Annotated in this window: 8 protein-coding genes; 2 read left to right on the top strand and 6 right to left on the bottom strand. The window is 56.7% G+C overall.

Annotation, left to right across the window (positions count from 1 at the left end):
- Positions 1–19: 19 nt before the first annotated feature.
- Entirely contained in the window at positions 20–1,078 is a 1,059-nt protein-coding gene (gene apbE, locus P3C52_RS03455) for an FAD:protein FMN transferase ApbE (RefSeq protein ID WP_275553816.1), read from the bottom strand.
- Between the two features lie 172 nt (positions 1,079–1,250).
- Here apbE and P3C52_RS03460 point away from each other — a divergent pair, with 172 nt between their 5' ends.
- Positions 1,251–1,448: a hypothetical protein gene (locus P3C52_RS03460; protein WP_275553817.1), complete on the top strand. Its 198-nt coding sequence runs from the start codon at positions 1,251–1,253 to the stop codon at positions 1,446–1,448.
- Between the two features lie 29 nt (positions 1,449–1,477).
- Here P3C52_RS03460 and ompC read toward each other — a convergent pair whose 3' ends face one another.
- A complete protein-coding gene (ompC, locus tag P3C52_RS03465) occupies positions 1,478–2,581 on the bottom strand; it encodes a porin OmpC (protein WP_275553818.1) in 1,104 nt (367 codons plus the stop codon).
- Between the two features lie 751 nt (positions 2,582–3,332).
- Between ompC and P3C52_RS03470 the strand changes: the two genes are divergently transcribed.
- Positions 3,333–4,166, top strand: coding sequence for a DMT family transporter (locus P3C52_RS03470; RefSeq protein WP_275553819.1), 834 nt, complete (start codon positions 3,333–3,335; stop codon positions 4,164–4,166).
- A gap of 95 nt (positions 4,167–4,261) precedes the next feature.
- On the opposite strand, the gene P3C52_RS03475 is transcribed toward P3C52_RS03470, so the two are convergent.
- The 4 genes from P3C52_RS03475 to P3C52_RS03490 form a co-directional block, all read right to left on the bottom strand.
- On the bottom strand, positions 4,262–5,431 hold the full coding sequence (locus tag P3C52_RS03475) for an HlyD family efflux transporter periplasmic adaptor subunit (RefSeq protein WP_275553820.1): 1,170 nt from the start codon (positions 5,429–5,431) through the stop codon (positions 4,262–4,264).
- Positions 5,428–7,560: a type I secretion system permease/ATPase gene (locus P3C52_RS03480; RefSeq protein WP_275553821.1), complete on the bottom strand. Its 2,133-nt coding sequence runs from the start codon at positions 7,558–7,560 to the stop codon at positions 5,428–5,430. The genes P3C52_RS03475 and P3C52_RS03480 overlap by 4 nt, the downstream gene beginning before the upstream one ends.
- Positions 7,561–7,595: 35 nt before the next feature.
- Positions 7,596–8,951, bottom strand: coding sequence for a TolC family outer membrane protein (locus P3C52_RS03485; protein WP_275553822.1), 1,356 nt, complete (start codon positions 8,949–8,951; stop codon positions 7,596–7,598).
- Positions 8,952–9,237: 286 nt separating this feature from the next.
- Positions 9,238–12,492, bottom strand: a complete 3,255-nt coding sequence (locus P3C52_RS03490; protein WP_275553823.1) for a hypothetical protein — start codon at positions 12,490–12,492, stop codon at positions 9,238–9,240.
- Positions 12,493–12,926 lie beyond the last annotated feature (434 nt).

Genomic DNA, 12,926 nt, shown 5'->3' on the forward strand with positions numbered 1-12,926 from the left:
TCAATCGCCCTGCCGCATGCTAACGGTCGTCGCCGGTCTCCTGCAACAAAAACGCGCGGAACTGCGGCGACATCCAGCTGCTGAACCCCTCTTTTTCTTTGGTAATCAGGTAGACCGCCAACTTTTCTCGCAGCGCGACTTCTTTGGCTTTTTCCGTACCCAGCACCATCAGGCCGGTATCCCAGCCGTCAGCCTCCAGCGCGGTCGTGGCGATAACGGTGGCGGAAACCAGATGATGCTCCACAGGACGGCCGCTTTGCGGATCGATTACGTGCGAAATGCGCCTGCCGTCCAGCTCATAATAGTTGCGATAGCTGCCGGAAGTGCTGATGCCGTGTCCCTGCAGATCCACCAGCGCCTGCACCGCATTTTCCTGGTCGGTCGGCTTCTGGATGGCCACCCGCCAGGCTTTGCCGGCGGCGTTGCGTCCGCGCGTCAGCACCGCGCCGCCCACCGAAACCAGGTAGTTATTGATGCCTTCCGCTTCCATTAATCGGGCCAGATGATCGGTGGCAAAGCCTTCGCCCATGGTAGAAAGATCGACATAGAGCGCTGGCAGATCTTTCTGGAGCCAGGCACCGTCGGCGCGCTCAATGACCTGTAAATGTTGCAGACCGGTCAGCGCTTTCGCCGCCGTGATTTCGGCCTGCGACGGCGTATGCAGCGGCTGCTTGTCCGGGCCGAATCCCCACAGATTTACCAGCGGCCCGACGGTAATATTCATCGCGCCGTCGGTTAATCTGCCGATGCGCAGTGCGCTAATAATGACGTCCGCCATATTATGGCTAATCGGCTGCGGCTGATTATCACGCCGCTGGTTGAAGCGCGACAGCACGGAGTCCTTTTTCCAGGTGGAGAGTTCATGATCATCCTGATCCAGCCGCTGCTGAATTTTCGCGCGCAGCGCATCGGCGCGCCCGGCGGGGACGCCCGCCAGACTTACGCGCCACTGGGTTCCCATGGTTTTGCCCGTCAACACCAGGCCTTTATCGGACGTTGCATTCTGCTGGTCGCAGCCTGCTGCCAACAATCCCAGCAGCATTACCGCTGTCAGCGCTATTTTTTTCATTGCTTTCATCTCTGTCGTTTTGTTAACCGTTGCTTGCTGTTTCAGGCACGCAGCGCCGCAGTTTGCCCTGGTTTGGCGCACGCCATGTTAACAAATGTGCTTTAACGCTGGCTTAACCACCATATCAAAGCTGGCACGGAAGCTGCTTGATCTGGTGAACAGTTAACGATGGAGCAGAAAGATGGATACGATGATGAACTGGCGTCAACGGCTGCTGGCCTGTTGTGCTTTTACGTTAGGCGGCAGCGCGCTGGAAGGGATGTGGGGCGCAGCGCTGCATGAAAACGGCGCCGCGCCCTTTTCTTCTGCACCGTCCGCTAACGCAACCGGAGAAACGTGCTGCGGCGTGGATCGCCAGCCACAAAAAAGGCGACGCTAAGCGTCGCCTCTGGCTGAATCTGCGTTACATCAGAACTGGTAAACCAGGCCCAGTGCCACAACGTCGTCGGTGTTGATACCGGCAGCGTCGGTGAACGCGTTGTCGTCCAGCAGGTTGATCTGGTAATCAACATAGGTAGACATGTTTTTGTTGAAGTAGTACGTCGCGCCTACGTCGATATATTTTTTCAGGTTCTGTTTGCCGTAACCTTCAATATCTTTACCGCGTGAGGTCACGTAAGCCAGGGACGGACGCAGACCGAAGTCGAACTGATACTGCGCAACCAGTTCCCAGTTGTCCGCTTTATCAGCGAAACCGTAAGCGTCATCGTCCGAGCTGCCGAAGCGGGTCGCGTTATAAGAACGGGTGTACATCGCCGCCAGGTAGATGTTGTTCGCGTCATATTTCAGGCCGCCGGTGTAAGCTTCCGCTTTATCGCCATTGCCCAGCAGCGCGCCGCTGTTCTGGTAGTTGGTACGGTCAGACTGGAACATCGCCGCACCCAGGCCCAGGCCATTGCCCAGATCGTAAGTGGTACTCAGACCCCAGCCGTCGCCGTTCTGCGCGGTAGCGGAACGGGAGCCGTCCAGTTCCGGGTTGCTGTCATTTTTGCCCTGGTACTGTACGGCGAAGTTCCAGCCGTCAACCAGGCCGAAGAAGTTGTTGTTACGGTAGGTCGCTACGCCGTTAGCGCGCTGGAACATGAAGTTGTCCGCGCCGTAGGTGTCGCCGCCGAATTCCGGCAGTACGTCGGTCCATGCGCCGATATCGTATGCCACGCCGTAGTTACGACCGTAATCGAAAGAACCTGCGTCGCCGAATTTCACACCGGCAAAGCCGACGCGGGTAAAGTTGTCTTCGGTGCCTTCCGCTTCAGAGTGATTCAGAGCAACCTGATATTCCCACTGGCCGTAGCCGGTCAGTTGTTCAGAGATCTGGGTTTCGCCTTTAAAGCCGAAGCGCATGTAAGACTGGTCGCCGTCGCTGCCGTCGTTGTCAGAGAAATAGTGCAGACCGTCGACTTTGCCGAACAGGTCCAGCTTGTTGCCGTCTTTATTATAAATCTCAGCTGCGCCCGCGGAGCCTGCTACTAACAGCGCCGGGACCATCAGGGAGAGAATATGACGTTTCATTTTTATTACCCTCTGGTTATGTGCCTTATAATTGCCACTGCTTGCCGAACGTTTATTTTTCAGTCGGCAACTCATTGTTCAGTTGCGAGAAGTAATAATCCATAAAGAAAATGCTACTAAATTTCCGAAAGTGTTTCGTTATATTTTATTGTGCCGGCAAAATGTAAATAAAGCGGAACTTTTATACCGCACGCAGCGTTAAGAAATTTCGCATTAAATGGTAAGAAATAAATTAATCTGTATTTATGAGCGAGTTAAAAGAAACCCTGAGTTAAGCACTGAATGATAAAAATTTTCTTACCTCTGGTTATAAAATAGATCCCGCTATCATCATTTTATTTCATTATTACCTTCATTCACCCCGAATGAGCTGTTTTACCCTTATTTTCCGCCGGACATAGATTGTCCGGCTTTTTTTATGCCTGCAATTTATTTTTGCCCAGAAAAACACTCATCCGGCCATTATTTCTGCGGTTAATAAATACCGTCATCATTTTGGGCAAGCCGCTTATTTAACGGGCTTTATAGATGTGCCGTTCGACATCGCAACACGCTGTGATGACAGAGAGAAACATTCCTGCAGCTCAGCTACGCTATACTAAGCGCTCTTGTTGGCTGGGATCGACTCGCGCAGGCGGCAATAGTTTTCGGTCGCGTGATAAAGCGCGCTATATTACCGGCGCCGCGCTGTCCGTTGCCGGTGGGGCTTGCGTTGAATGGCTAATGCAGCGGCAATCTCAAGGATCTTCTCGTGCTGGTTAAAATTATTTTGGCGATGGTGGCCTTTGCCACCAATTCCCTGCTCTGTCGCATAGCGCTGGCGGGAATTCATATCGATCCCATCACTTTTAGCAGCGTCAAGCTGCTGAGCGGCGCGGTGGCACTGTTACTGCTGCTTCAGATCGGGCGCGTAAAAAAAGCGCCGCAGTTTAACTGGCTGAACGCCGCCCTGCTGACCCTCTATGTCTTTACCTTTTCTGTCGCTTACGTGGCGCTCAGTACGGCGGTAGGCGCGCTGCTGCTGTTCGGCACCGTGCAGCTGGTGATGACGGCATGGGGAATTTTTCGCGGTGAAAGGCTCAGCCTGTTGAAAATAGTCGGCATGGGCGGCGCGCTGGCCGGATTTGCGCTGCTGTTGCTGCCCGTTGCCGATCGTCCGCCACTCTTTACAGCGCTAATGATGATCGTTTCCGGCGTCGCCTGGGCAATCTACAGCATCCGGGGCAAACAGGTTACCGACGCTGCCGCCGCGACTGCCGGCAACTTTATGCTTTCCGTTCCGATAGTGATGATAGTGCTGGCGCTCAGCCACAACGTGCTGTTTACGGATATGACTGGCGTATTGCTGGGCGTAGTTTCCGGCGCGGTGACCTCCGGCGCGGCTTATCTGCTCTGGTATTCCCTGTTGCCGTTACTTTCCCCCGCCACCGCCAGCACCTTACAGCTTAGCGTGCCCTGTCTGGCGACGCTGGGCGGCACGGTGCTTCTGGCGGAACCGCTGGATCTACGCATCGTCAGCGCCACGCTCATTATTCTGACGGGCATCGGCCTGGTGATTTGGACGGACAGAACGCCCGGCAGGTAACAGCGCAAACGCCCTTTCAGGCATAAAGTGAACGCCGCTCAAAATATTGCATCATTAATTCCGCTGAATCTTATTGGTATTCAATGCGCGCCGGATCAGCGCTCGCGCATCGCCTCATTCACCTTATTCAGCGGTTTAATCAGGTAATCCATCACCGATTTCTGGCCGGTTTTAATTTCCACATTCGCCACCATGCCCGGCACGATCGGGAATTTGCGTCCGGCGCGGTTAACCAGCTCCGCCTTCTGCGTGCGCACGTAAACGCGATAGTAATACTGATCGCGCTTCACCTCATCCTGAATGGTATCGGGCGATACCGTTTCCACTTCGCCCGGCAGATCGCCATAGATTGAGGAGTCGTAGGCGGTGACCTTCACCACCGCCGGCAGGCCGGGCCGAATATAGGCGATGTCGCGCGGATTAATGCGCGTTTCAATCAGCAACTGATCTTCCAGCGGCACGATTTCCATCAGCTTGCCGCCCGGCTGTAACACGCCGCCCACCGTCGTCACCTGGATATCTTTAACGATGCCGCGCACCGGTGAATAGAGCGTAGCGCGGGTCAGCTGATCCTCTTTTCCGGTCAGCACCTGAAGTTGCGCATCCAGTTCGGCGTTATTTTTGACCTGCTCCTCGCGGGCGCGCACCGCATATTCATTGCGCGCTTCGTCGATTTTGCCGCGCAGCTCGCTGACCTGACGACGCAGGCGGATCACTTCCACCTCGCCCGCCGCGCCCTTCGCCACCAGCGGCGCGGTCATGCGCAGTTCATCCTGCACCAGCTTTAGCGACTGCTGTAAATTGCTGACGGTTTCCAGCAAATTGCGCCGCCGCGACTGATAGAGCTGCGTTTCACGTGCCACCAGCTCCGGCTCTTTCAGGGTTTCCGCGCTGAATTCAAGCGGCGCGCCGGTCAGCTCGGCGCGCAGCCGCTCCGCCGAGGCGCGCAACGTACGCGCTTTTGCCTGCGCTTCGCCATAGGTGGACTGAAAGCGCGTCGGATCGAGGCGCGCCAGAATTTGCCCTTTGCTGACAATATCCCCTTCATGCACGTTGAGCTGATTAACGATGCCGCCGTCAAGGCTCTCAATCACCTGGGCGCGGCTGGAAGGCGTGACCTTACCGGTGCCGACCGTGACCTCATCGAGAATAGCGAAGTGCGCCCAGACCAGGAAAATCACCAGCGCCGCGCTGCACAGCCAGATAATAAACGAGGTGCGACGTTCATGGGTTTTCAGCTGACGATCTACCGTTACCTGCGTCATGCGGCGTCTCCTTTCGCGGACTTGCTGCCGCCAGCGGCGCGCAGGATCTCATCGCGCGGGCCGTCGGCGACGATGCGGCCGTTATCCATCACCACAATGCGATCCACCAGCTTCAGCAGCGCCGGACGGTGCGTTACCAGCACCAGCGTGCGTCCGGTCAGCCAGTTTTTCATCTGGCGAATCACATGCTCCTCCAGCTGTTCATCCATTGAGGCGGTGGGTTCATCCAGCAGCACCACCTGCGGCTGACGCAGGATCATGCGGCTGATTAATACCATCTGGCGCTGGCCGCCGGACAGCCCGCGGCCGCCCTCGTTAATAATGCGATCCAGGCTGGCGGCATCCTGCTGCACCAGGCTTAGCGCGCCGCTGACGCGCAGCGCCTGCAGCATCTCCTGCTCGCTGGCGTGCGGATTGCCCAGCATCAGGTTTTGCCGCAGCGTACCGAAAAAGAGCCGCGAATCCTGCGACAGCCAGCCGAGCTGACGGCGCAAATCAATCGGGTCGATGCGATTAATATCCACGCCATCGACAATCACCTTGCCCTGCGAGGCTTTCGCCTGCCCGGCCAGCAGCTTCAGCAACGTCGATTTACCAGCGCCCACCTTGCCCAGTAGCGCGATGCGCTCGCCCGGCTTGATCTGTAACTGGCCAATATTCAGCACGTTTTTGACATTTTCTTCGTCATAGGTGTACTGCACGTTGCGCAGATCGTAATGACCGGTCAGCGTCGGGCAGTGCGCCATTTCACCCTCTTCCGCCTGATCGAGCGGCTTTTTCAGCAGCTCATCCAGCCCTTTCATGGCGCTTTTGGCGTGCTGCCAGCGCGAGAAGATCATGGTCAGCTGCATCAGCGGCGCGATGGTGCGCGACGACAGCAGGCTGCTGGCGACCAGCGTACCGGTGGTAATATCGCCCGCCAGCACCAGGTAGGTACCGAATACCAGCATCCCGGCATAAGTAAGCTGCTGCACCGAGGATGCCCAGCCGGTAAGCCGCGCGCCCCACAGCCGCTGCTTCATGCCGATCGCGGCGCTCACCTCATGCGTCTGCTCCCACTGGCGCTGAAAATAAGGCTCCGCCTGTAGCGCCTTAATATCCTCCACGCCCTCGATGGTCTCTACCAGCACCGCGTTACGCAGCGCGCCTTCGCGCATTCCCTCTTTCGCCAGCCGCGCCATCGGGATCTGCACCAGCAGGCCAGGGATCACGATCAGCGGGATCGCCAGCAGCGGAATAATCACCAACGGGCCGCCGATAAAACCCATGATAAACAGAAACAGAATGATAAAAGGCAGATCCGCCGCCGCGCCGACGGTGGTTGAGGTCAGTAGTTCGCGTACCTGATCAATCTCGCGCAGCTGCGAGATAAAGGATCCGGTGGATTTGGGCCGCGCCTCGTTGCGAATGTTCATCGCGCGCGCAAACAGCATGGAGGAGACTTTCAGGTCGATGCGTTTCCCCATCAGATCGGAAACCTGGGTGCGCATCAGGCGGATCAGATATTCAATGGCGGCGGCGATCAGCACGCCGACAAACAGCACCCACAGCGTTGGCTCCGATTGCGCCGGGATCACCCGGTCGTAAATCTGCATAGAGAACAGAATGCCCGCCAGCGCCAGCACGTTGCTCACCACCGACGCCAGCGAGATCTCGGCGATGCGCCGTCCCATGCCGCGAAAGTTTTTCCAGAACCAGTGCTGTTCGTAGGGCTGAACAAACTCATCGATACGCGCATCGCGTCCGCGCGCCGCCACACCAGGCACCGCCACCTGCTGCTGGCTCTGCGCCAGCAACTCCTGCAGATCGCTTTCGCGCACCACGTCGCCGCCTTCACTGAGCCAGTAGCGTGCGCGCCCTTCGGCGTCGATCGCCTCGATGACCGCCACGCTGCCGTTTTCCAGCAGCAGAATGACCGGCGTCACCTCCTGGCGCCAGCGCAGCTTATCACGCGGGGTCATGGTTAAATGCAGGCCCAGCAGGCCCGCCAACCGCTCCAGCTGCTGATCCGGCGTCAAATGCTCAAACCAGCGCATCTGTTGACGCAGCGTTTTGCCATCGGCTGGCTTGCCGAAGCGGGCGGCTACCCGCAGCATCGCCGCAATCCAGTTATCGGTTGGGGTGGTCATAGTCGCTGCCTTATTCATTTGTCGTTGCCTGCGCCCTACTTCAGTGAAGGCAGCATTTCGCCGCTGTTTTTCTCACGGTCGATGCCCATGATATCGAGCAGATTGTCCACCGCGGCGGCATAGCGCACCGTGGCATTCCAGCCGTCATAGAGCGCCGTAATGCGCATGCTGTCCGCCTGGAACACATCCTGTTCGACGCTGAGCAGATCGTTGAGGCTGCGCTTGCTGAGACGATATTCATCGGCATAAACCGAACGGGTATGCTCCGCGCTTTCCAGCTGCGCTTCGCCCGCCTGCTGACGCTGCTGCGCGCCGATCATATCGGCGTAGGCGGTAGAGGCGTTCTGATTAATCGTCAGTTTGGCGCGCTGGATCTCCGCCTGCGCCGCCTCGCGCTCCGCCTCGGCCGAGCGGGTTTTGGCATTCACCAGCCCGCCCTGATAGAGCGGCGCCTCAACCCGTAGCTGTAGCTCGTCGTCCCAGTAAGAGCGGTTATCGTTTTCATAGCGGGTGCGTCCCGCCTCTACCTTAATGGTTGGCCAGTGATTGGAGGCCGCCTGATTAATACGTTCACGCGCCGCCTCCTGCTTTGCCTGCGCGCTGCGTACCGCCGCGCTCTTCTCATAGGCGATGCGATCGAGCGTGATCTGCTGTTGCAGCAGCGATTCCGGCAGTTCCGGCAGGTTATCGGAGATAACGCCGGTAAGAACGGTAAGCTGCGCCTGCGCCGAGCGCTGTTGGGCGCGGTACTGCTCCAGCGTCGCGCGCATACCCGCCAGCCGCGTCCCCGCCTGCAGCACATCGGACTGTGAGTTGAGTCCGGCGTCAGCGCGCAGCGTGGCAATGTCACGCACATGCTCCAGCGAAGCGATATTTTTGCGCGCCGACACCACCAGCGCCTGATAGCGCTTGACCTCCAGATAGGCCTTCAGCGTGTCGGAAGCGACGGTAGTCATGGTGTCAAACAGCGCAAAGCGGTAGGCATCGGAAAGGGCGTGCTGTTCATCAATCGCCCCGTTAGTGCGGCCAAAGTCATACAGCAGCTGGCTCAGGGTCACGCCAGCGGAAGCGGTATTATTCAGGCTGCCGGAGGAGTCGGTCTGGTGCGATCGGCCGCCGGTGCCCTGCAATGAGATTTGCGGATACCAGGCGCTTTTCGCTGCGTCCAGCTCCGCCTCGCCAACATTAATCTGTGCGGCGGCCTGGGCAATTTGCGGGTTACGGGCAAAGGCGCGCAGGATCGCATCGCGCAGCGTCAGGGTAGCGATCTGCTCCTCAGTTGGCGCGGCGCGCCAGTTAAATTCGGCTTTCGGCTCTGACGCCGCCCAGACGGGAGAACTGACGGCACAGCAGAGGGAACTCAGGCAAAAGGAAACAAGGAGTTTACGCATGCAGTAATGTTGGCCTTCTTTTATCCATACAAACGGGGCTGATGCCGGCTGCCGACCGTTACTGTATTAATTCTGTGTAAGATAACACCATGAATTATTACAGAGTTCCATTCACTTTATTAATCTAACATCACATTTTTTCTGTCTTAATTTTTACACTTTCAAGTAAATAACCGTATTAAAGCGCTAAAAAAGCGTTAAGCAACGGCAAAACGGCGACATCCTGTCGCCGTAAACATTAATAAAACCACTTTATTAATCAGGTGAAATCTTAAGATTCGCGAACCTAAACTACCTGCTGTAAATGCTGTTGTTGTAGCGCATCGGCCAGCGTCGTTTCCGTTGCTGCAGGATAAACGGCATCAGCGTGCTGCATCTCAACCAGCGAACCTGCAGAGAGGTTTTGCCACATATCTGCCGGCGCGGCGGGCAGCGAAACATCGGCATCGGTCGCGGTAGCAGGCGCCACGCTCTCTGTACCGCCGCTTGCCTCGTTGGTCAGGGCATTGGTACTGGCGGGCGAGCCGACATCAACAGTCGGGGCATCTGCACCGACCGCTGACTTCGCCGTTGCGCCCTGCTCCGTCGCGCTGTCGGTCAGATGGGCAATCAGCGCACTAACGGAAGGCTGGTCGTTACTGCTTAATCCCAGCGCCGACGCATCGAACGCCGTCTGCTGCGCTTCAGGCGCGCTTGCAGCATGATGAGATTCGGACGCCTGCTCGCTGACCGTTGCCGTTTCGGCGGCGAACGTATGGACGGAACTCTCCTGAACCGTTGCCGCATGGCTATCGCTCAGGGTGGTCACGCCATCATCGTCAACGGTGATGATTTTGGTCTGGATGTTACGTGCCGGCGTCGGCTTCCCGCTTCCTGAGTTGTCAAAAAGGGTGGTCATGGTAGAGATAAGGGTATAGCTGCCGGGGGTCAGCGTCGCGACATCGCTGGCCGGTACCGTTAACTGCCAGTGTGCGTAAGGCCAGTCGTCCCCGATCACGGTAGTATTATAGGTTTTTCCGTTCAGCTGTACCTCGACGGTCGATCCCACCAGCGGCCCTTCTCCCCACAGTGATGAACCGATCACCAAATCCTGATGTTTTTCATCGCCGCTCAGATGATTATCGCCGCTGACGGTATCGATGGTGTAAGTGATCGGGTAGTTATAAGGAAAACCGACGTCCAGCGAGATCGGACGGCTGGCGGAAAACTGATTGCCCTCCGCATCCTGAAAAGTGACGGTGGCATGGGTGGTGTCGCCGTTTTGCAGGTTAAAAACGTCTTTAATAAAGACACTCCAGATGCCATCGCTGGTAACCGTGCCGCTAAAATGTTTATCGCCGATCAGCAGTTTGACGGTGCTGCCGGCAGGAATATTTTCTACACGGCCGGTCGCATACTGATTGGCTTCGATCTCATAGTAATCGCCCTGATCGTCGCCATACAGCGGATCCATGGTTAATACCGGCGTTTCCCTCCCTTCGCCGTTGGGGCTAATGGTCAGCGTTTTCGCTACCTGATTTACGCCCTGCTGCGTCACCAGCGAGGCCAGCAGCGTGACATGGCCTTCGTTCGGCAGCGCCTGCACATCCTCTTTGGGTATAGTCAGTACCCAGCGGCTTTCGCTGGTGGTTTTCGTGCTATAGGTATGGCCATTCAGCGTGACCTGTACCTCGTAGCCTGCACCGATAAAGCGTCCCCAGCCGGAAACAACCAGATCGCCGCCGCGCTCGACCGCGCTCAGCACATCGTCGCCGGTGACTTTATTCATAAACAGGCTGGGCAAACGGCTGGTGGAGTTAACCAGCGTAAATTGCGTATTAACCTGATGTTCAACGCCGTTGGTATCGATATGCCCGGCGACAACGCTAACTTTGCCATCAGGAATCGCACCGATATCGCTTTCCGGCACGGTGACATACCACATTGAATCGCTGCCCAACTTGCCGCTGTAGGTTTTGCCGTTCAGCGTTACCAGCACCGTATCACCCAGCATCCCCTCAAAGGCATAGCCGGAAATGATCGTATCGTTACCATGTTCGCTGCCGCTAACAGCGTTATTTCCGGAGATGGGATTAAACACCAGATCGGGATCGATTACGGTCACCACTTTCGTCTGGGTGCTGTTAACCTGCTGACCGGTGTATAAGGTGGCATTGATCGAGGCGATCACCGTATAGCTGCCCGGCGGCAGCGCCTGCACATCGCTGGCGGGCACGGTAATTTGCCAGTGGTTGTTATAGTCGCCGCCCTCCACCACGCCAGTATAGGTTTTGCCGTTTAGCGTGACGTAAACCGTTTCGCCGAAACCGAGGTTTTCCCCGGAAAAATTAGATCCGGTAATAATCAGATCGTTTTGCGCTTCCTGACCGTCAATCTTGCCATCAACGCTGATGGTATCGATCTGGAAAGCCATCGGATATTTGTAAGGATAGCTGGAGGGCTCCAGATGAATTTCGCGACTGGCCGCCGTTTCATTGCCCGCGCTGTCTTTCCAGCTCACCACCGCATGGGTGGTATCGGCATTCTTCGCGTTATAGAGCTGACCGACCTTCACACTCCAGACACCGTCGTTGGTGACATCGCCATAAAAAACTTTGTCGCTGATGGTCAGCTTGACACGGCTGCCCGCCGGGATGTCGCTGGCGTGGCCGGTAATAAAGGTAGTCGCGCCGATTTCATAGCTACTGATGGTGTCATCGACGGAAACCGTATCGATGCTCAGCGTTGGCGTGACGCGGCCCGCGCCGTCGTTATTCAGCGTCAGGGTTTTCGCTATTTCCGCCACGCGCGTTTCATGGCCCAGCGAAGCGAGCAGCGTAATATTGCCGTCCGGCAGCGCCTGCACGTCCGCCTGCGGAACGGTAATCACCCAGCGGCTGTCCTGGGTGGTGGTGGCGTGATACTGATGACCATTCAGCGTAACGATAACTTCATAACCTGCGCCGATATTGCGACCCCAGCCGGAAATCAACAGATCGCCGCCGCGCTCGACCGCGCTTAACACATCGTCGCCGGTTACTTTATTCAGATAGAGCGTCGGCACCGAGGTGGTTTGCGCGCCCGCCAGCAGGCTAATCTGGCTACCGGCCTGATGCAGCACGCCCGTGCTGTCGGTATAGCTGGCGCTGACCGCCACTTTGCCGTTAGGAATTTGCGCGATGTCGCTTTCCGGCACGGTGACATACCACACCGCGTCATTGCCCAGCGTGCCGCTGTAGCTTTTGCCATGCAGCGTAACGGTGACGGTATCGCCCGGATTGCCCGCGTTGACGTAGCCGGAAATCACCGTAGCGTTGCCGTGTTCGTAATAGCCGATGTTGTTATCAATGGAGATCGGATTGATGCTGATGGTGGTGTCCGCCGCCGCGGCGGCCAACAGGCTGCTCTCTCCGGCAACGGCTGCCATCGACGGTTCAGTGACGGCGACAGACGGAACGGCAACCGCTTCAGCGTCGGCGGCAGACGCCAGACTGGTCAGCAGCGTCGTTTCAGAAAAAGGGAGGGCAGCGGCAAGCCGTTGCTGGTTCGTGGTGTTGGCCATAAAACACTCCTGTGGCACCCGTTGAAAAAAGTCGTTAGTAAACGCATCCTGCGGAAAAATCCGGGATGGTCTGCATAACATTATTTATCCTTTCATTACCCGAAAACGGGATCTGGTGCGCACCAGAGCTAAGTCAGCCCAATAACAAGGAATAAAAAGGTTAACTAAAAATCGCTAGTTAGCGAAATGCGCGAACAGATATAAAGAAAAGAGACGGCCGTAGCATCTCTGTCGGCTAATCATATCGATTAATAAAATTAATGGATGGTACCAGGAAAGCTCAGACGGGTTTCTATCTGGTTTTGCTTAAGCGACGCTAAATCCCTGAAAAAATGCAGGCTGTTTTTATACATCCGGCTGCGCTGTGAACGTCCGTTGCCGCTTTCGATCGTGCCGGATATCTCTGGTTAAATGTCGGTACTTTTAGGATTTAA

Origin of the sequence: Mixta sp. Marseille-Q2659 (assembly GCF_940807255.1) — a bacterium.
GTDB lineage: Bacteria > Pseudomonadota > Gammaproteobacteria > Enterobacterales > Enterobacteriaceae > Mixta.